The sequence below is a fragment of the Paenibacillus terrigena DSM 21567 genome, assembly GCF_000374845.1.
Lineage (GTDB): Bacteria > Bacillota > Bacilli > Paenibacillales > Paenibacillaceae > Paenibacillus_K > Paenibacillus_K terrigena.
In genome coordinates this window covers 68,590-89,375 of record NZ_KB895421.1, presented here as the reverse complement: position 1 = coordinate 89,375, position 20,786 = coordinate 68,590, and the positions used below count along the sequence as shown (strand labels likewise).

Sequence of the window (20,786 nt, the reverse complement as noted above, 5' to 3'; positions counted from 1 at the left end):
GTGTTAAATATAGCTACTCGGTTACCCGAGCTAGAGAAGCCGATATATATTGAAGGGGTGCCGCCTCTTTACTTCATTTTGCACAAAATGCCTTTGACGAGTTCCACGAATTTCGCTCTTACTTGGCTTGCGACTTCGATCACTTCTTCATGATTCAAAGGTTGATCAAGAATCCCGCAAGCCATATTCGTTAAGCAGGAAATACCGAGCACCTTCATATTGCCATGCACCGCAACGACGGCTTCAGGAACCGTCGACATCCCGACGGCATCGGCGCCAAGCGTACGAATCATCCGAATTTCAGCTGGCGTCTCATAAGCCGGTCCGCTCCACCAAGCATAGACGCCTTCTTGCAAGCTCATGTCTTGTTCCTTCGCAACCTCAGCGGCAAGCGTACGCAATTCACGGTTGTAGACTTGAGAGACGTCAGGGAAACGTGTGCCGAGCGCATCATTATTCGGTCCAATTAACGGATTGGTGCCCACGAGATTAATGTGATCGGTAATCAGCATCAAATCGCCAGGGTTAAAAGACGTATTAACTGCTCCGCATGCATTGGTGATGAGAATATTCTCTACACCTAACGCTTTCATGACACGAACCGGGAATGTCACCTCATCGAGCGTAAAACCTTCGTAGTAGTGGAAGCGGCCTTTCATCGCTACAACGGTCTTGCCTTGAAGCTGTCCGATGACCAATTCATTCGCATGGCCTACAGCACCGGATTTTGCAAAGTGCGGGATTTGGCTATATGGGATTTTGAAAGGGTTTTCAATCTCGTCAGCAAGTGTGCCTAAGCCGGAACCCAAAATCATACCGATCGTTGGACGATAATCCGTCTTGGTTCGTAAGAAATCGCTTGCTTCGTTAATTTGTTCTAAGTTATGCATGAATCTCATACCTCCTAAGTGCTTATTCATTTAGTATGGTTCAAGTGTATCGGATCTTATCCTGAAAGTAAATAAGAAAAATTCAAATTGAATAAAAGATAGAAATGAATATCTATAGAATGTTCAATTAATTGGTGTAATCAATCATCTTTACTCAAATATATAGGTAAAGTTGGGAGGGTGATGTGTAGAAAAACCAGAAAATGATTAAAGGGGAGGCCCATAACCGCTGTTAGGCATTTTTTTGTTGTATAATGAGAGGCATAGACGATCAAATGAACTGTTCTGGAGGGCATTATGTTAACGGAATTCGTTGGTGTGACATCGCCAAAGATGAAAAGCTTAAAACTTCTATATAGCCTGATCCGCAAGTTAGGTGCGGTAAGGATTAATATTCTGTCAGAAATGACGGGCTACAAGCATACAACTTGTGCACGCCTGTTGGACGAGCTGGCGCAAGTGGGGCTCGTGCAGGACAGCGGTCTAGGGGAGTCGAGCGGGGGGCGGAAACCTCTGATGTATGAGATCAATCCGAATGCCCATTATTTAATTGGCGTTGAGGTGACCAACCTTTACACTACCGTACTGCTCCTGAATTTGAGTCTCGATATTCTAGGATCCAAGAAGCTCAAGATGAATGAACAGTACACAGGTGAGTACACGTTGAATTACGTAACCGAGTGTATCGATCTTCTGCTCGCGGAACATCATATCCATAGAGATAAACTGCTTGGCATCGGCGTAGGAGTCCTGGATCCGATCGATCCTGAGCGGGGCGCGATCCACCATCATTCGTTCAAGGCGGAGGGCTGGGATCTAAATATTGTAGAATATTTGACGAAGCAAAATAACACGCTCGTGCTGCTCGATAATGGAACCAATCTGGCGGCTCTAGCAGAATATCGGAAGAACCATTGGAAGGATAAGGACAGCCTCGTGTTCGTCTCGAGCGACATGGGGATTCGCTGCGGTGTCATTCAGAATGGCCGCATGGTGAGCCATAAGAACGGTATGGAGGATGCCTTCGGTCATATCATTGTCGATATTCATGGGCAGCGTTGTTCCTGCGGCTCTTATGGATGTCTGCAAGCCTACAGCAGTCTGCCGGCGATACGGAATGAAGTCATTCGGCAGATGAAGAGAGGGAAATACTCATCCCTTCAAGAACAGGTGGCTGACGTGGAAGAGATCGACTTCCATCACATTCTAGATACGCTTGAACAAGAAGATCCGCTGTGTCTGGAAGTGATCAAGGAAGCCGCTTATTATTTCGGCATCGGACTTACGAACCTCATCTTCCTCTTGCATCCGGATGTTGTGGTCTGCGGAGGGACGCTCGTCCCGAAACCGCTCTTCTACGAAGTGGCATCCGATGCGGCCTTGAAGCGAATGGCGTATTACCCGAACAGTCATATCGAGATTACGAAGGCAACAACGGACTACAATAGTGTGGCGCAAGGGGCGGGCTGTATGATATTGGATTATTTTACCGAAGAGATTCTGCCATAATCGGCGGATCATTCGATATACAACAAAAAGCGGCTGAATCGCATTCGGCCGCTTTTTGTATGTTTGGCGTTTAGTAGGATGTGGATTGCTCGCCACGAAGAATTTTGACGCCAGAGCTTGTGCCAATTCGATTGGCTCCAGCCTTGACCATGTTGTTCATGTCTTCTAGACTGCGTACACCACCAGAAGCTTTCACGCCAACATGCTCACCGACTGTCTTGCGCATTAACGCAACATCTTCGATCGTTGCTCCGCCTGTTGAAAAGCCTGTCGATGTTTTGACGAAATCTGCGCCAGCCTTCACCGAAATTTCGCACGCACGGACTTTCTCTTCTTCTGTCAGCAGACAAGTTTCGATAATAACCTTCACGAGCGCTTTACCTGCAGCGGCTTCAACAACCGCACGAATATCACGCTCGACCAATGCATCGTTCTGATCCTTTAGCGCCCCGATGTTAATGACCATATCCACTTCTCCTGCGCCTTTGCTAATCGCATCACGCACTTCGAATGCTTTCGTCTCGGGTGTATTCGCCCCAAGTGGGAATCCAATAACGGTACATACCTTAACATCGGATCCTTCAAGTTCATTCGCAGCAAGCTCAACCCACGTTGGATTGACGCATACAGAAGCGAAATTATATGTTCTAGCTTCTTCACATAGCGTAATAATCTCCTGCCTACGTGTGTCTGCTTTCAATACGGTGTGATCGATCATATGCTGCAACTTAACGTTACTCATCCATCATTCCTCCTCTTATGAAGTCAATAAGATTTGCTTCAATAACACATGTGTTCCGTGATCAAGCGCTTAAGTGTTTATGGTGCCCTCATTACGTCTTGTCACTCAAATTTTAATGGATTTTAGTGCCCATGTAAACATGATAAAATTCAGATTGAGAAAAAGTCGCGAATTTGAAGAACGAAGCAATGCAGAATAGGTGTATTATCTCATGGGAATAGCGTTTCATACATGACTTTTTGCAAATATAAAAATTTATCGATCATTCGGATTGGCAGCAAGTACAAAGAAATTGAAAAACGGCTCGGACCGCCTCGTCGAAGAGGTCGGCTCGGGCCGTTTGTAGCTATAATTGGATGTTAGCTCTTGCCTTTGCCGCTTTTGCGGTCTTTGGTGCGTGTCGTTGTGTTCTGACGAGCATGTCCTTGTTGCTTAGCCATCTGCGGTTCTCCCCCCTCTCTATAAGGGTTAGTATGGGGAACCGCATTTGATCTATGCGTCGTTCGTGTCGAAAAGTAGGTCGCGAACGGACATCGATTTAGGGGACTCTTCCGCTTCGATTTGGGTCACGCTGTAAGACTGCACTTCCTTGCGGAGTGCGAACATTTTCTTGTCGAGATCGTCAGCGGCGAGCGCTACTTTCGTGAGCTCTTGCAGCACGTGAGGCGGCACTTCCTTCTCATATTTATAGAAGATAATATGCTCCATACTCGCCCAGAAATCCATCGCAAGGGTGCGGAGCTGAATTTCGACGCTAATCCAGCATGTATCTTCGAATAAAACAAGCGGTACCTGCACGATGACATGCAGACTTTGATAACCGTTTGGCTTCGGATTCGCGATATAGTCTTTAATCTCGATAATGCTCAAGTCATCTCGTTGCTTGAGGTGATCTAGAATCATATAGATATCGTTCACGAAGGCACAGACGATTCGCATGCCTGCGACGTCGTAGATTTGGGTGATGGCGTTCTCGATTGTAACGCCCATGCCTTTACGCTCCAGCTTCTTAATAACGCTGTTGATGGATTTGATCCTCGTCTTCGTATGTTCAATCGGACAATAGCCATCACGCATTTTCCATTCGGCTTCGATGACCTTCATCTTATTCTCAAGCTCCTTGAGAGCAAGCTGGTACAAGGTTGGAACCTGGTTCCATTGTTCAATTTTGCAGATCAGGTGATCCAGATTGCTCTGGATTTTCATCGCCTGGTTGTCTGATTGGGCGGGGTATAATTCCATCAGAGGATGCTCCTTTCCGGGTCATGCGCTATCCTGTTATGCTCTACTTCTAGTGTACTAAAAATAGAAGGCGAGCACCACCTGAAGAAGGATGGCTAATAATAGTAGTTCATTTGATCAAGTTTAATGTGTGAAAAAAGGATAAAAGATAGGGCATGGCCTGACTAGGCCACGCTAGTCTCGGGCAGGCACCTGGTGTTCTCCAGGTGCCATCGGGCCCTTGCACAGCGGGCACGCCTTGCTTGCCGCTGCCGGGTCTGCTGCCTCGCGTGGATTCATACGCATCCACGCGGGGCAGCCCGCGTCCGTGCACAGCCATGCACGGACGCGCCGCATCGCCGCGCCTGCGGGAGCCGCGGCGGTGCGGGCCCCGCCAGCCCGCGCTGTCGTCGTGCGCGCGAGCGGGGCGGCGATGCGGCGCTCCGGCACGGCGCCGCCAAAGGCTGCGGCAAAAAAGCGGGATACGTCCGCTTTTTTGCCGCGGTAGTGTGCGGGGGAGCTGATATACAGCTCCTCCTGCGCACGGGTGACAGCGACGTACGCGAGACGTCGCTCTTCTTCTAGCGCGGCAGCGGCGGTAGACATGCCGCCTGCCGCTTCGCTTGTCGCAGCTGCGATCTCGCTGCGCGCAGCCATGGCTTCGGCGTCATCGCCGCCACGGCCCTCGCCTCGCCGCTCAGTCCGCAGCTTCATGCGCCGCATCGCTCGTTCACCGCGCTTCGCGTCGCCCTTCGGCTCTTCTGCTTCCTGCAGCGCAGAGCTGTGCGGCAGAATTCCTTCGGATGCGCCGATGAGATAGACGCATGGGAATTCGAGACCCTTCGAGCGGTGAATCGTCATGAGCGTGATGGCATCGGCATCTTTATTGTGCATCAGCTCGGTCATTTCCGTATGCTTCGCGGACATCTCGTCGACGAAGGCGATAAAGGCTTCCACCGTATCGAATCGCTTGGCCGCGGATTCCAGTTCATCTAATGTCTCCGTCAGTGTCTCCTTATGCTGCGTCCATTTATGCACATCATGCACTTCGACGTATTTCTCATAGAATTGACGGCGAATTTCTTGAATCGCGAAGATCGGTTTCATCGCTTTGAGCGATTTGATCAACCGAATACGCTCCTTTACGGCATCTCGCTGATAACTCTTCAGCTCTGGCCAATCCTGCAGATGGATGAGCGGATATTTCTTCGGCTTCAGCTTATCCTGCCGCTGGATATATGCGCTGCCAACTTCGCGTGAGACGTAAAGCGCCGCGACGGCGCTCTCGAGCGAGGCCATATCCCGCGGGTTCAAAGCGAGCCGCAGATGGTCCATGACGGGTTTCACCAGCCACTGATCATAGAAGAGAGGCCCCGCGCCATATTGCACGAACGGCATCTCGCTTAGGACCAGCTGCTCGAACATAGCACGGCTGCTGCTTGCGGTACGATGGAGAATGGCAATCTCCCGATAGTCGAATTGCTCGGATGCGATCTGTTCCTGAATATGCCGCACGATGAGCTCTGCTTCTTCATCGGTGCCGCCTGGGCGCATATACTGCGGCTTAAAGTCGTCTTCGCGCCATTCTTTATGCTGTTCCCCGCTGACCTTCAAGGTTTTGACTTTCCGTTCTTTATTGTGGACGATGACGGCGTTGCCGAGCCCGACAATATTCGCGTTCGACCGATAGTTAATGTCGAGCGTGATTGTCTTCGTCTCTGGGTATTCCAAATGGAAATTCAATATAAACGTATGCTCCGCGCCGTTGAACGTATAGATCGTCTGATCATCATCCCCGACGACCATCAGATTGCGGTTGCCTGCAACGATCATGCGCAGCAGCACATATTGCAGATGATTCGTATCCTGGAATTCATCGGCCATCACGTATTGGAAGCGCCGCTGCAAGGAGGCGAGGAGTGAGGTATTCTCAAGCAGCAGTTGATGAGCGAAGACGAGGACATCATCGAAGTCCATCTGATGGGTCTCCTTCTTCCAGGTCTCATACCGGAGCATCGCTGCCTTTAAGTCTCGTTCTTCGAGAGATTGCTCCGGCAGCTCATCGAGTAGGGCGCATTTCATCTTATAGGAAGAGAGTAGGGCGAGCACAGTCTCGGGCTCGTAGGATTGGTGCAAGCCGAGCTCACGCAGGATGCGCTTCATGACGATCTGCTGGAACCGGGTCTCGCTTAATAAGCGCTGGGTATATCCATGATGCTTCAGAATCATCAAGAAGAAGGCATGGAAGGTCCGGGCTTGGACCTCATTCGCTGCACGAGGCGATATTCCTGGAAGCCGTGCAATCCGCGACTTCATCTCCGCTGCGGCTTTGCTCGTGAAAGTAACGAGTAAGATATTGCGAGGCGCCACCTTGCGCACCGCGATGAGATAGCCTGTCCGGCTGACCAGAACCGATGTCTTGCCAGAGCCGGCCCCTGCGATGGTCAATAACGGTCCGTCACCATGCCGAACGGCTTGAATTTGCGATTCATTTAACGTGATACCTCGCTCCTCCAGCGCACGAAAATAAAACGCGTCAGCCGCCGTATTCGGGACAGCTTCCGCGCTTGTTCTTCCATCCGTCCATGGCGCACGCGGTATTTTCGCTTCCGCGCGCGCGCCGAAAGGGCGATCTTTCATGATGATTTCCTGCATGTTGCACACCCTGCCTTCGCACATCGCCCGATGAAGAGCGATGATGTTGTTTCGTTTGGTCCGACGGCACCGAGGCATTAGCACGGCGCCCGAAAACACGGTATTCATTATAACCGATCTGCGAGGGTAAGAACTAGTTTTTTCAAGAAACGCCGTCCTCCAAAATTTCCTTCGTGTCATCCTTCGATTTGGAGTTCGATACTTCCTCGCCATTATTAACCGCGACGAGCATGGGCTGAGGCTGGTACGTATCACGTGAAATGCGCTTCTTCTCGATCACTTTCCCGTTCTTCGTCAGCGTCCGATAAGTTTCTACAATAAATCCTTGCTTGCCCTCTGAGAGGACTTCACGTCCGCCGGCCGGCAGGCTGCTATCGACGACATATTTGACCGGAGGTTCGAGGACTTTAACCGTACTGGAGCTGATATCGTAACGCTTATCTTTATCCATCGTACCGAAAAGTTTGATGGTCAGCTCTTTATTGACAACTTCTGCGCGAATAAGCAGGGTTTTGCCTGTCGTGTTCTTGAAGCGGAAGTTAATATTGCCTTCGGAGAACGTCGCATCTAGCCCAATCGGCAGATAGCTTACAGGTAGAGAATGATTGCGCCGTTCGACAATTTGAAGCCCTGTACGTATGACAGCGTTATAAAGGGTACTTGATACTTGACAGATCCCGCCCCCGATACCGGGAATGAGCTTCCCTTTGAAAATAACCGGGGCTTCACGAAAACCGAATTTCTTTTCTGTTGCCGCAATGATTTTGCCGTAATCGAATACGTCACCAGGTTTGAGAATGGTATTGTTCAGCGTCTTGGCTGCGGCGGTAACATTGTACACCCGACCCTGTGTGCTCGTTGCGAAGCTTGTTGTGAACTCCATGATTTTGCGCTCGACACCCTCTGCCTTAAGTGCATCGAGTGTGATTTTGGCAGGCATCTCCTTGAGTGTGAATTGAACCGTAGCAACTTGTGTTGCCGCTGTCTCGCTTATAAATTCACGCGGAATTTGCTTCGCAATATCTTGTTTGGTTCGCTCCCAATCAATACGATTGGCCGACTGGTCTGGTATGTAGCTGACGACATCTTGCGGGCTGATAAGCCGTACGGCATTCACGGACTGTCCCATATATTTTTTCTCCCAAGCGGCATCATATTGCTTCATCAAGGCGGTGTCATCCCACTTGACGATGAGATTCCATTGTTTAGGCATCGAGTAGCGATATTGCACGCGGTCCCACAGATTTCCTTCGGTTAATTTCTTCATCTCTTGTAATAATCCCGATTCCTCGAACGTTACGCCGAGCTGCTTCATCGTGACAACCCGTTCGACAGCCTTCGGCGCATCGATTCTTAGTGTGATTTTCTTTTCATTAAGCTGCTCAATCTGCTGCTGATAAGCTGCGATCACTTCGTTCATTTTCATGTCGCCAACGTTCCAATTTGCGAGTGTTACACCCTTCGGCAATGTGGATTGCGATGCATAACTGTGCAGCCAACCCCACGTGCCAACACCGATCAATAGGATGAATGCTACTACGATGAACCCGATATGAATCCGTCTCATTTGCTGAACGCTCCTCTGAATTTATCTTGAAAAATCAACCCTTGTATCATGTATATGCGAGTTCGATTTTCAAGATGATTTTCATTCTGAACGATTTATGAAACGCTCGAAATCTGTTGGAAATCACGTGGGAATAAAGGAATTTTGGGTAATGTGTCGAATATATTAGGGGCTAACTATGTTCCGGGAGTGATATTGTGATTGAAATGCAGGATATATGGAAGACGTATGCGGACGGAACACATGCCCTTCGCGGGGTTTCAGTTCGTATTGACCGAAATGAATTTGTGTATCTGGTAGGACCGTCTGGTGCTGGTAAATCGACATTTATGAAGCTTATTTATAGAGAAGAAGTTCCAACAAAGGGTCAAATTTCAGTGAACGGTTTTAATGTAGGCCGGCTGAAGCAGCGTAAGATTCCTTATGTACGCCGTAACATCGGCGTTGTATTCCAAGATTTTAGGTTATTGCCGAATTTGACGGCATTCGAGAATATTGCGTTTGCCATGGAAGTGATTGAAGCCCCGCGCAAGCTGATTAAGCGTCGCGTGAGCGAAGTGCTGGATCTGGTCGGGTTGAAAAGTAAGGCGAACAGCCTTCCGGCCCAGCTCTCAGGTGGTGAGCAGCAGCGGATCTCGATTGCTCGCGCGATCGTGAATAATCCATCCGTGATTGTCGCGGATGAGCCGACGGGGAATTTAGACCCTGAGACATCGTGGGGCATTATGAACCTGCTGGAAGAGATTAATTTCCGCGGAACGACGATTATTATGGCAACGCATAACAAAGAGATTGTAAATACGATTCGTAAACGTGTTATCGCGATCGAAGGCGGCCAAATCGTGCGAGATCAAGTGCGAGGAGATTACGGCTATGACATTTAGAACAATACTTCGACACTTGCGGGAAGGCACGAAGAATGTGATTCGCAATGGATGGATGTCCTTTGCTTCCATTAGCTCGATCGTCATTTCTCTATTTATATTAGGTGTATTCTTGGTCTTATCACTGAACATTAACGCGCTCGCTGGACAAGTCGAGAGTCAGGTTCAAATCCAAGTGTACTTGGAGCCGAACACGACGAAAGAGCAGCGGGAGCAATTACATACCGAAATCGGCAACATGAGTGAAGTCAGCAAGGTAGAGGTTGTCACGAAGGAAGAGGGCATGAAGATCTTCCGTGAAAATTTAGGTGAAGACGGTAAGGAGCTGTTATCCGGATATACGGAGGATACGAATCCGCTGCCAGATACACTGGTTGTCGATGTCTTGGAGCCAACGACTATTCCGACTGTAGCGAAGAAAATTGAAGAGCTCAAGAAGACGACGACCGAGAAAGTCATTGCTAAAGTCAAATATGGCGAAGGTACTGTTGAGAAGATGTTCGCCGTGACGGACACGATCCGAAATGCAGGTCTCATCGTCGTGGCGGGTCTTGCGATTACGTCGATGTTCTTAATTTCGAATACGATCAAAGTGACCATCATTGCGCGTCGTCGAGAGATCGGTATCATGAAGCTGGTGGGCGCAACGAACCACTTTATCCGTGTGCCATTTTTTATTGAGGGTGCCCTGATTGGATTTTTGGGTTCCGCGGTTACGATTGGGATTCTATTCACCGGTTACTATCGTCTAGTGAAGCTTACACAGGTGGAGCTTGGGCTTATGCTGATTAAGCTGATGCCGCTGCAAGAGCTATGGTTATCGGTAGGCGGGGTTATCCTCGGATTAGGTGTCTTGATCGGGGTGTGGGGATCCACCGTCTCCATCCGCAAATTCTTAAGAGTCTAGAATGGTAGTTCAAAATTCACCTTACTATCACGATGTTGAATCGAGAAGGATATTCGGCATCGAATCTTGCGTTCACCCTCGAAGTCCGGTACTCATTTAGGTTTCTCCTAAACTCCGTTCCTCTTGAAAGTTTTTCGTAGAAAAACTCGCTTCGTAAGCCTGGCTTTAGGTTCTCGCAACCTAAGATTATGCATTCGATGAGAGTTTCCTTTGGAAACTTTCAGGTGCTAGCAAGTCGAATTTTGAACTCTTATTTATTATTTTAGTTTCATAATCGAAGAAGAACCTGAAGAACATGGAGGGGAAAGTCTTTTGAAGAAGAAACTGATGTTATTGCTTATCATGATGGGTCTTATCTTTACGATGGTGCCACCGATGCAGACCCATGCGGAGTCGGAGCTCGATAAAATTAATAAAGAAATCAAGAAATTACAACAGCAACAGCGTTCCGCGATGAAGAAACAGCAGCTCGCCGAGAAGAGCGTGAAGGAAGCGAAGTTTGCCAAAGAACGTACGTCTTCAGAAATCACGGTTATTATGGCGCAAATTAATGATGTGACCAAAGATATGATGAATACTTCTGAACAGATCGACCAGACGGAGGAGAAGCTTCGCCTGGCAGCGGTTGAACTTGAAGAAGCGACCAAACGTGTTCAGAGCCGAAGTGAGCTGCTTGATTCGCGCTTGCGTCTCATGTATACGAATGGATTTGTCTCCTATCTCGATGTACTGCTCGATTCGGCGAGCTTCTCGGATTTTCTAGATCGTATTGATATGTTGAAATCGGTTGTAGGTCAGGACAAAGATATTCTGGCCGACAACAAACGGGACAAGCTGCTGGTTATCGATAAGAAGAAGCAGGTTGAGGGCGATCTGAAGCAAGTTCGAGGGCTCTATACCAAAATGAACCTCACCAAGGAAGAGCTTGCAGGCAAAGAGAAGCAAAAAGAAGTGATGATCGCGAGTCTCAGTAAGAAGATTGAAGAGGGCGAAGAGATCAGCGATGAGCAAGAGAAATTCGTCATGGAGCTCGCGAAGAAGACAGCGGAGCTGCAAGAGAAGAAGAAAAAATTCAAACCGAAATATAAAGGCGGCAAGCTGGGTATGCCAATCCAGACCTTCCGAATTTCATCTGGATTCGGACCACGGACCCATCCTGTGACAGGGCAAAAGGGGAAAATGCACACAGGGCTTGATTTCGCCGCGCCGAAAGGCACACCAATTTATGCTGCAGAAGCAGGGATCGTCATCGTTGCTCAGACGGTTAGTGGGTACGGGAACTGTGTCATCATTAACCACGGCAATGGAATATGGACGTTATACGGACATATCCGTAATGGCGGGATCGTCGTTGAGAAAGGCCAGGAAGTGAAGAAAGGCCAGAAAATAGCTGAAGTAGGCAGTACGGGGCAGTCGACAGGAAACCATTTGCATTTCGAAGTGCGGGTGAATGAAGTACCGAAGAACCCAGTCGGTTACTTGAATTTATAATGGTAGTTCAAAAAGTCATCTTTTGATCACGAAGTGTGTCATGAAGCGAATTCGGCATCGAATCTTGCGTTCACCCTCGAAGTCCGGTACTCATTTAGGTTTCTCCTAAACTCCGTTCCTCTTTCTTCGGGTTCTCGCAACCTTCTCGGTGCTGAAAAGCTGACTTTTTGAACATGCATTTATAGACTGCAGGGTAGACTTTTCTCACTCTCGCCTGAAATATGCAAATAAAAGGTGCATGCTTGTCATATACTACCACGAGAATCTTGTGAAAAGATGGAAACCACTCCTGCGGGAGTTGGTTATAAGGTGGTGATTCTTGTGAAATTTACAGGTCGGGCAGTGATCGCATTTGTTCTGCTCACCATGTTCGCAACGTGCCTAATTACGTTGACGGTGGTGGAGAACCCGATTTTGACAAGTGGTGATCGACAAGCGAGCACGACGAAGTTCTCTGGGTTTACGAACAATGAATTTAAGAAGTTGAACACAACACTGCAATTGATCGAAGGTCAATATTATAGTGATGTTGATCGGGAGAAGGTCATTGACGGCGCAGTGAATGGCATGATGGATGCGCTCAAAGACCCTTACTCCGTATATATGAATGAGCAATCCGCAGGGCAATTCGCATCGAGCTTGGAAGGGACCTACACGGGCATTGGTGCGGAAGTGACCATGGAGGATAACAAGGTAACGGTATTGTCACCGATCAAGGGTACTCCGGCAGAACGCGCAGGAATCTTACCGAAGGATGTATTCGTCTCGATTAATGGTGAGAAGCTGGACGGGCTGAAGCTAAGTGAAGCCATTGACCGCATTCGTGGTCCGAAAGGAACGAAGGCGAAGATCAAAGTTCGCCGTACGGGTGTTGATGCATTGCTCGAATTCGAGGTCATCCGGGAGGACATTAGTCTGGAGACGGTGCATGGGCAAATGTTAGACCAGAAGATCGGACTGATTGAAATTCGTCAGTTCTCGATGAATACGGGAAAACGATTCAAAGAGGAACTAACGAAGCTGGAACAAGGCGGCATGAAAGGGCTAATCATTGATGTGCGTAACAATCCTGGCGGCTTCGTTCCCGTTGTAACGGACATTGCAGAGAATTTCATTCCATCTGGACAGGTGATCTATCAGCAGGAACGTCGGGATGAGAAGGTGACGAAGGCGTTGTCCCGTGGGAAAGGGACGAAAAAATATCCGATGATTACGTTAATTAATGAAGGCAGCGCGAGCGCCTCAGAGATTCTGGCTGGCGCGTTGCAAGATCATCAGCTAGCGAAGCTCGTAGGCGTATCATCTTTCGGCAAAGGAACCATGCAGGTCACATACAAGGAAGAGTTCGATGACGGCAGCTTGCTCAAGATGACGTTCGCGAAGTGGCTCACTCCCAAAGGGACTTGGGTGCATAAGAGCGGCATTAAGCCGGATTTGGAAGTGAAGGAGCCGGATTATTATTTTGTCGCTCGGCTGTCGCAGAAGGAAGAACTGAAATACGATATGAATAATGAAGATGTGAAGAACCTGCAAGTGATGCTAGAGGGTCTTGCTTATCATCCGGGCCGTAAGGACGGTTATTTCGATCATAAGACTGAGCAGGCAGTGCGAGCGTTCCAGATGCAATCGGGCTTGCCGGAGACAGGTTATGTGGATGATGCGACAGCCCAGAAGCTCGAGGCTGGCATCAAGATACGTCTTCAAGATCCGAAGTACGATACACAATTGAACAAAGCGGTCGAAGTGCTCCGGGAGGAAATTCGTTAGTCCGCGTCGAATATGGTGAGAAGGCTTAGGATTTAGCCTTCTCTTTTTTGTGCCTTACTTACGAATGAATTGGGGGTTGAGGAATGGGAATTGTAATGGAGATCTTATGGAATATTGTTGAAGCGATCGTGCAAATGTTTTTACAGCCGTTTCTATATATAGCGATTATTCTGATTGTCTTCCAATATCGTCGTCAGGTGATGTTGGAACGTAAGCTGTTCTCTGTCAAAATGCACGCACTAGGGGATCAACTGATACGTACCTTACTTGGTGGATTACTTGCGGGGATTGGGATCTCACTCGTCTCAGCTTTCACAGGAATGACGCTGACGACGGAGGCAATTCTGCTCGTATGGTTCGTTGTACTGATTTTAATGCTATTCCGTGTCCGGTTCTTATGTCTTGCATATGCCGTAGGGGTACTTGGTGTGCTACAGTTTATTGCCGATCGGTTCCCGGATTGGGAGCTGACGGGGTTTGCTGGATCGGTGCTTACGACGCTGCGATCACTCGACATACCGGCATTAGCGGCTTTGGTTGCATTGCTGCATTTGGCGGAAGCGATTCTGATTCGCTTGCAAGGGGCAAAGTTCGCGAGTCCGTTATTTGTGGAAGGGAAACGAGGGAAGCTCGTAGGGGGCTATCAAATGCAAAGTTATTGGCCTGTCCCCTTGTTTCTGATGATTCCGGCACAGACGGTTGGATCGGTACTTCCTTGGACGCCATTCTTCGGTGGGGAAGCGTGGACGAATGGCTGGATGCTCATGGCGTTTCCTGTTGTCATCGGTTTCAGTGAATGGACACAATCCCGATTGCCGCAGGAGAAGGTCAAACAGAGCTCGTTCTGGTTAATGGTATATAGTATTGTTTTGCTAGGGCTCGCATTCGCTGCGGGGCTATGGAGTCCGCTCATGCTCGTCGCAGCCTTGTTCGCGATCGCGATGCATGAATGGATCTATTGGTACAGCACGAAGGAAGAAGCCGAGCGCAGCCCGTTGTATGTTCATGATGATCGAGGATTGCACGTCTTGGCGGTTATTCCAGGGACGCCTGCACAGGAGCTCGGGATTGAACCGGGCGAGATTGTACATAAAGTGAACGGGGTTGCAGTGCGTACGAAGGAAGAGCTGCACCAAGCGCTTCGCACCAACCCCGCATTTTGTAAGCTGGAAGTGATTAACCTCGCTGGAGAGATTAAGTTCTTGCAGCGGGCGATATTCGCAGGGGAACACCATCAGCTTGGCGTTATTCTCGCCCCGGATCAGGATGCTTCTTATTATGTGGGCAAAGGGCCAGCTTCGATCTTCACGATCGTGCGGATGAAGCTAGCAGGTGTTCATTCGAGAATGAAGATGTAATAAGCCACAGCTAAGTTTGTTAGATCATTGACGTTATATGTAAATGTAGGATCGTTCGTACTGCATAAATCCAAGAGTGCCGATTCGATGAGCTGGATTTTAGCGGGATGCCATGAACCACCATTACGGACGAGATAGTCGATCGCTTGGATGGCACTCATACCTGCTAAATGATGGTACGTGGAAGCCCATTTCACCAAATCGGTCGGTGGAGAGGCAACGATTCGATACTCCCCCCAGCCGACACGCACGCCATTGGATAACTTGAGTATCAGTGTGGTGGCATGGTCAGAATCCTCCAATTGGAAAATTTCGATTTGTCTCAGTTGGCTTGATAGTTGATTCTTCATCGAAACCGTGTGTGTTGCGTTCATGTTCATACGAAGCATCTCCTTAACGATATATATGATCGACAAAAAGAAGCCCACGAAATAGAGGATTCCTCTGTTCGTGGGCTTCTTGCGTACCGCTCACACTTGCGAAGAGCAGCACGAAGAGAGCGCGCAATACGATGCGAGACCTCTCTCAATGGATCGCTTACGAGGTTAGCTGTCGGATTCGGGTCTGAGAGATAACCCTACGGCTTACAGCCGATTCACCCCAAGAAGCTAGATTAGCTTCATAGTTGGTTCCCCCGCTTCTCTCATCATGAGAATTCAGCGATTAATCAATTGGCTGTATCATACGCCTGTGTGAGATTTTTGTAAAATGGTGGGAATCACCGTATTTTGAAGTTTGAGAAGCTGTAGATTGAAGTAAGCGCTATATTCATAGGTTCTCGAAGGCTAGATTGTTTTACGATCCGTTTCTATCAATTTTGTCATAAAAATGCCATGTTTGATCGAATGTTGTAAGAAATATAGGTTTTTTTTCACTGTACAGTTTTGGAAAGCTTTGGGATAATAAAGAGATTAGTATAATTGTTACATAGTGGAAGGGGAAAAAGAAATGAGAGCGAAGACGTGGAAAAAGTGGTTAGGCGTCACGCTAGTCGCGATGATGGTCGTGCTTGCAGGCTGTCAATCGATCGGCGGAGTGAATATTGTCAAAGTTGTTGAGAACAGTCTCAACGTGAAGTCTAGTGAATCCAGCCAAAACTTGTCTGTGGAGTTAATCCCTCGTAAAGACGGCGCATTAACAGCTGAGGACAAGAAGATTATTGATCTTGTAAATGGCTTTAAATTGGACATTGACCATGCGGTAGCACAAGATCCATCACATATGTCATTAACAGGGAAGATTACATATGGCGGGAAGGCTGTACCTTTCAAACTTGGCATGGAAGACACGAATGTAACCGTGTGGATTGAAGGGATTAAGAAACCGGTCGTTGTCTCTCTAGCCAATGAAGAGTTGGAAGGCGAGCTGGTTGCCGAAATCGAGAAATCGCAAGATGTGTTCCGGGGAGCTGTTCAGAAGCTAGGTGCCTACCTCGTGAAGCAAGCACCTGTACCGAACACCGTATCGGTATCTTCCGTAACATATACAGTATACGGGGAGAGCCTGAATCTGCAGAAGCTCCATATCGAGATTAATGGTGACGAAGTCATCGGTCTCGTGAAGACATTATTAACGAATATGGTCAAAGATGATGCGGGATTACGCGAGATTACAACCGCATTATACGATGCGTTCTATCCAATTGTTGAAAGTCAAATGGGAATTTACGCTGATCAAGGCGCAGAAGATAACTTCTTTTCTTCCATAGCGAAGGACAAGGAAGTTGGTTCGTTGGTACTCTACAAGTTCGTGAAGAACGGAATTGATGAAATCCTGAAGGATTTCGATGCGCAAGCAGAAGCGCTTATGAAGCAAGATGAAGTGAAGCAAGTACTTAGCAAAGAATCCGGTTTGAAGCTAGACCTCTACGTGGATAGCGAAGATCAAGTCCGTAAACAGAACTTAGAGCTTACGGTTGCTCTTCCAGATATCGAAGACATTCCGGTTCAGAAGGTTATTGTACGTGCTGCGGCTGAGTCGTGGAATATCAATAAAGCCGTGAAGCTGGATGCCATCGACACAACGAAAGGCGTAGAGAAGCTGGATGGATATGCGCTTTCGGGCAAAGGCTTCTTGGCGAATTTCGATAAGAGCTCGGCTGCTTTCGGAATTCTGAAGAATGACCTAGGTCTTGGCAAAACCGACTTCTCCGTATTCGAAGAAGATAGCTATGGAAGTGATGACTACTATCCAGGCTGGTGGACACTCGACGGCGTTGGTATGGTGCCACTCAGCGTCATTGCAGATGGGTTTGAGGCAGAAGTGAAATGGGATGCAGCTACGAAACAAATCGTTGTCTATGATGCACTGAACGATATTACCGTAGAGCTTAAGATCGGATCGACAACGGCTTATGTGAACGGTGAAGCGAAGACGATGTCTCAACCGGTATTGGTTGATGATTATGATGCATCGAACGTGCCACTACGATTCATCGTCGAAGCGCTTGGTGGTCAATTGAAATGGGATCCGGATTACTACGAATTCTATGTCACAAGTAAATAAGTTTTTATAGCAAAAGGGCTGTCCTCTGCATCACGCGAAGTGATCTGAGGGCAGCCTTTTTTTGAACAGAAGCTCCCGTCGAATGGGAAAGGAAGAGTACTGGTTATCCGGAAAAGACAGACTTAGTCCGATACTCGGTTGGCGACATGTTATAGTGCTGTCGAAAGACTTTGCCGAAATAGCTGGGGCTCTCGAACCCGCATTGTAACCCAACCTCATGGATGGGTAGGTCTGATTGGCGAAGTAGAGTAATTGCGGCGTCCAGACGTCGGCGGCGTAAGTATTCGAAGGGTGAGCAATGCTCGATTTTCTGGAAAATGCGGCATAGATGATGTCGACTTACCTGACTGCTCGCGGCGATTTCTTCGAGTGTAATAGGCTGAGCGTAATGGGTGTGCATGAACTGTTTGGCCTGGAGGATCACCGGGCTATCCTGTGCGTTTGTGGTCGCATGGGATCGGGGCCGAAGCAAGGTCAACATCCATTCATAGACAAGTACAGACAGTGTATAAGGATCGCGGATTTGCTCCGTTACCATACGATGATAGAGTTTCCAGTAAGCGCGAATGGGTTCGGCATGCTCATCGAGTGTCACAACCGGTCCTTCTTGAGCAATAATGCGATCCCAAATTCTCTGGGCATCTTCGCCCCGGGCATTGAGCCAAATGAACTTCCAAGGCTGCTCGGATGCGGAATCGTAATAGTAACGATGCGGACTGGGCACTTGTACGAGAAAGGCAGTGCCTTCGGGCAGCCAGTATGTCGTTCCGTCGATCTCTACACGTCCCTCGCCTGACAGCGTATATTGAAAAATGATATGACCGCGGTCCGGACGTTCATTGCCTTGAAAGGAATAGCTGGCTGAATCGACCTCCTGACAACCTAAGGAATCCAGTGTCATAAAAGGTACGTCTTCCGCTGCTTGAAAGCCGGTGTTGAACGGTTTCACTCCGAGAACCTCCTTCAATTCAATAGATCAATCTCGTTATAGTATAGGGCAATATGTTCAGATTGTCGCTGCAATCTATCGCTGATAAGATGGAGTCAATTTAGGAAAATGCATAGAAAGTAGGGGCAGCGATGGCGACAAACCAGTTAACGATTGATGTTGGGCACGAGGAATATTGGTGGGGAGGCCGTGTATCGGATGGGCAGCAGATGCCTTATGGGATAACGGATATCCAAGTGGATTTATCAACGGATTTGCATGGCAATCAAGCTTGTCCCTTGCTCTTATCGAGCAAAGGGCGATATATCTGGTCGGAGGAGCCATTTCGGTTTCGATTCCATGGCGGCAAATTAGAAATAAACAGTGATGTCGGGGAGTTGAAGTTTCACGAGGGATTTGTTGATGTACGGAGAGCTTATCGCCATGCATCGGCAACCTATTTTCCATCGTCTGGGGAGGCGCCAGAGCCGCTCTTGTTCACGGCACCGCAATATAATCTATGGATTGAGCTCTTGTATGAGCCGACACAAGAAGGCGTTCTTCAATATGCGAGAGATGTGCTCGCGAATGGAATGGCGCCAGGCGTAATCATGATTGATGATAATTGGCACGAGCCATATGGTGCTTGGACATTCCACAGTGGTCGATTCCCGAATCCTCACGCCATGGTGGATGAGCTGCATGAACTGGGCTTCAAAGTGATGTTATGGGTATGCCCATTCGTGAGCGCAGATTCGATGACCTTCCGTGAAGTCGAGCCCAAAGGCTATCTCTTGAAAGATAAAACGGGTAATACTGCATTCAGGCGGTGGTGGAACGGTGTGAGCGCTGTGCTCGATTGTACGAATGAGGATGCTGTAGCATGGCTTCATGCGAAGCTGGATCATCTTCAGACGACCTATGGGATTGACGGATTTAAGCTGGATGCAGGGGATTTGCCATTCTATGAGGTATCGGATCAGAGTGCAGTACAGTCAAGCCGCAATGGGCATTGTGAAGCTTGGGCGAAGGTAGGTCTACGCTACCCGCTGAATGAGTATCGTGCCTGTTGGAAGCTCGCTGGGCAGCCCTTGGTACAACGCTTGAAGGATAAAGGGCATGAATGGGGCTATAGTGGTTTAGCATCGCTCATTCCGGATGGCATTGCGCAGGGCATGCTCGGTTATGCCTTCATCTGTCCGGATATGATTGGCGGCGGTGAATATATGAGCTTCACGACGCAATCGGATCGATTGGATGCAGAATTGATCGTGCGTTATGCACAGTGCTCAGCACTGTTCCCGATGATGCAGTTCTCTGCTGTGCCTTGGCGTATCTTGGATGCAGAGCATCTCGCATTCTGTGTTGAAGCTGCACAGCTGCATACCCAGCTCGGGGAGGAAATCTGGCAAATCGCGCAAGATTCTGCAGCAAGCGGAGAGCCGATGTTAAGAGCGATGGCCTATGAATTCCCGGAAGAAGGACTCGAAGAAATGAAGGATCAATTTATGCTCGGAAGTCAGATTCTAGCTGCGCCAGTCACGACCAAAGGAACGCGATCCCGTACTGTCGTATTTCCTTCTGGAACATGGCTCGGGGATGACGGGAGTGTTATTACAGGCCCATCGAGACATGAGATTGATGTACCATTAAGCCGGCTGCCGTGGTACCGCAGACAAGTGTAATGACCTTTAATTTATTCGCAAACATGGCAAGAGCCCCCCGGATCAGGAGAAGGGCTCTTAGTTAATTTGGAGTCGTTTCTCGATTCGTTTACCGCCGAGCAACAGCACGGCAAGTCCAATGATTAAGGCGAGGATACGCCACGGCTCAGCAATGAAGCCTTGCCAATCATGCCCGACGAAAGACATCATGAAGATCATGACGGCTTTGCCAAGTGCAACGGAAGCTAAGAAAATAGCGAGTGGAACACGACTCATGCCAGAGGCTATATTAATGAAAAATGAAGGTGTGAACGGAAAACAATATAGTATAAATAGGGGGGTAAACCCTCTTCGTTCCACCCAGTTGAAGAAATGCTCTGCTTTGGGATACTTGTGTGACAGATAGTCGTTGAATCGCCCGCCGAAGCGTCTTGCTAACAAGAAGAGGATCAGCGCCCCAAGCACGGAACCGATCCAAGAGTAGAGAAAACCAAATCCTAGTCCATAAGCTGATGCGTTGCCTACCACGATAATAAAGAGTGGGAGGAACGGCAAGAAGGCTTCTGCAAATGGCAGCAGGATGCCTGGCAGCGGGCCGAGCGACGAGTACTTATCTAGAAGTCCTTCAATTTGATTCATATCAAGCTGGGATAAATAGTGATAGGTATGCTCAATCCAATTTGCCATTTGCTCTCCTT

At 48.5% G+C, this 20,786-nt stretch carries 16 protein-coding genes and 1 riboswitch; of the genes, 8 read left to right on the top strand and 8 right to left on the bottom strand.

The window, feature by feature from the left end; translation table 11 throughout:
- Positions 1 to 68 precede the first annotated feature (68 nt).
- A complete protein-coding gene (locus tag C558_RS0123325; protein ID WP_018758728.1) occupies positions 69 to 890 on the bottom strand; it encodes a purine-nucleoside phosphorylase in 822 nt (273 codons plus the stop codon).
- Between the two features lie 297 nt (positions 891 to 1,187).
- On the opposite strand from C558_RS0123325, the gene C558_RS0123320 reads away from it, so the two are divergent.
- Positions 1,188 to 2,399 carry an ROK family protein gene (locus tag C558_RS0123320; protein WP_018758727.1) on the top strand — a complete coding sequence of 404 codons (1,212 nt, stop codon included), beginning with the start codon at positions 1,188 to 1,190 and terminating at the stop codon, positions 2,397 to 2,399.
- A 70-nt stretch (positions 2,400 to 2,469) separates the two neighbouring features.
- Here the strand turns inward: C558_RS0123320 and deoC are convergent, their stop codons facing one another.
- The 4 genes from deoC to C558_RS0123295 form a co-directional block, all read right to left on the bottom strand.
- Positions 2,470 to 3,141 carry a deoxyribose-phosphate aldolase gene (gene deoC, locus C558_RS0123315; protein ID WP_018758726.1) on the bottom strand — a complete coding sequence of 224 codons (672 nt, stop codon included), beginning with the start codon at positions 3,139 to 3,141 and terminating at the stop codon, positions 2,470 to 2,472.
- A 492-nt stretch (positions 3,142 to 3,633) separates the two neighbouring features.
- Complete coding sequence (locus tag C558_RS0123305; RefSeq protein WP_040675744.1) at positions 3,634 to 4,347, bottom strand: GTP pyrophosphokinase; 714 nt, start codon at positions 4,345 to 4,347, stop codon at positions 3,634 to 3,636.
- A gap of 210 nt (positions 4,348 to 4,557) precedes the next feature.
- Entirely contained in the window at positions 4,558 to 7,002 is a 2,445-nt protein-coding gene (locus tag C558_RS31755; protein WP_211220794.1) for a UvrD-helicase domain-containing protein, read from the bottom strand.
- Between the two features lie 157 nt (positions 7,003 to 7,159).
- Positions 7,160 to 8,584: a VanW family protein gene (locus C558_RS0123295; protein ID WP_018758723.1), complete on the bottom strand. Its 1,425-nt coding sequence runs from the start codon at positions 8,582 to 8,584 to the stop codon at positions 7,160 to 7,162.
- Between the two features lie 197 nt (positions 8,585 to 8,781).
- Between C558_RS0123295 and ftsE the strand changes: the two genes are divergently transcribed.
- The 5 genes from ftsE to C558_RS31750 all read left to right on the top strand — a co-directional run bounded on the left by ftsE (position 8,782) and on the right by C558_RS31750 (position 14,991).
- A complete protein-coding gene (gene ftsE, locus C558_RS0123290; RefSeq protein ID WP_018758722.1) occupies positions 8,782 to 9,468 on the top strand; it encodes a cell division ATP-binding protein FtsE in 687 nt (228 codons plus the stop codon).
- Positions 9,458 to 10,375 (top strand): permease-like cell division protein FtsX, encoded by a 918-nt coding sequence (gene ftsX, locus C558_RS0123285; protein ID WP_018758721.1) that lies wholly within the window; start codon positions 9,458 to 9,460, stop codon positions 10,373 to 10,375. Before ftsE ends, ftsX begins: the two co-directional genes overlap by 11 nt.
- Before the next feature lie 312 nt (positions 10,376 to 10,687).
- Entirely contained in the window at positions 10,688 to 11,866 is a 1,179-nt protein-coding gene (locus tag C558_RS0123280; protein WP_018758720.1) for a murein hydrolase activator EnvC family protein, read from the top strand.
- Positions 11,867 to 12,187: 321 nt separating this feature from the next.
- Positions 12,188 to 13,633 (top strand): S41 family peptidase, encoded by a 1,446-nt coding sequence (locus tag C558_RS0123275; RefSeq protein WP_026264096.1) that lies wholly within the window; start codon positions 12,188 to 12,190, stop codon positions 13,631 to 13,633.
- 83 nt (positions 13,634 to 13,716) lie between these two features.
- Positions 13,717 to 14,991 carry a PDZ domain-containing protein gene (locus C558_RS31750; protein ID WP_018758718.1) on the top strand — a complete coding sequence of 425 codons (1,275 nt, stop codon included), beginning with the start codon at positions 13,717 to 13,719 and terminating at the stop codon, positions 14,989 to 14,991.
- Here the strand turns inward: C558_RS31750 and C558_RS0123265 are convergent.
- A complete protein-coding gene (locus C558_RS0123265) occupies positions 14,970 to 15,371 on the bottom strand; it encodes a hypothetical protein (RefSeq protein WP_018758717.1) in 402 nt (133 codons plus the stop codon). The genes C558_RS31750 and C558_RS0123265 overlap by 22 nt on opposite strands.
- A gap of 139 nt (positions 15,372 to 15,510) precedes the next feature.
- A riboswitch (cyclic di-AMP (ydaO/yuaA leader) is annotated at positions 15,511 to 15,663 on the bottom strand.
- A gap of 276 nt (positions 15,664 to 15,939) precedes the next feature.
- Here C558_RS0123265 and C558_RS0123260 point away from each other — a divergent pair.
- Positions 15,940 to 17,496 (top strand): copper amine oxidase N-terminal domain-containing protein, encoded by a 1,557-nt coding sequence (locus C558_RS0123260; protein WP_018758716.1) that lies wholly within the window; start codon positions 15,940 to 15,942, stop codon positions 17,494 to 17,496.
- A 103-nt stretch (positions 17,497 to 17,599) separates the two neighbouring features.
- Here C558_RS0123260 and C558_RS0123255 read toward each other — a convergent pair whose 3' ends face one another.
- A complete protein-coding gene (locus C558_RS0123255) occupies positions 17,600 to 18,445 on the bottom strand; it encodes a helix-turn-helix transcriptional regulator (protein ID WP_018758715.1) in 846 nt (281 codons plus the stop codon).
- Positions 18,446 to 18,576: 131 nt separating this feature from the next.
- Between C558_RS0123255 and C558_RS0123250 the strand changes: the two genes are divergently transcribed.
- Entirely contained in the window at positions 18,577 to 20,109 is a 1,533-nt protein-coding gene (locus C558_RS0123250; protein WP_018758714.1) for a glycoside hydrolase family 31 protein, read from the top strand.
- A 57-nt stretch (positions 20,110 to 20,166) separates the two neighbouring features.
- Here C558_RS0123250 and C558_RS0123245 read toward each other — a convergent pair whose 3' ends face one another.
- The gene (locus C558_RS0123245) at positions 20,167 to 20,775 is read right to left on the bottom strand and encodes a TVP38/TMEM64 family protein (protein WP_018758713.1); all 609 of its coding nucleotides are present in this window, start codon (positions 20,773 to 20,775) and stop codon (positions 20,167 to 20,169) included.
- Positions 20,776 to 20,786: the final 11 nt, after the last annotated feature.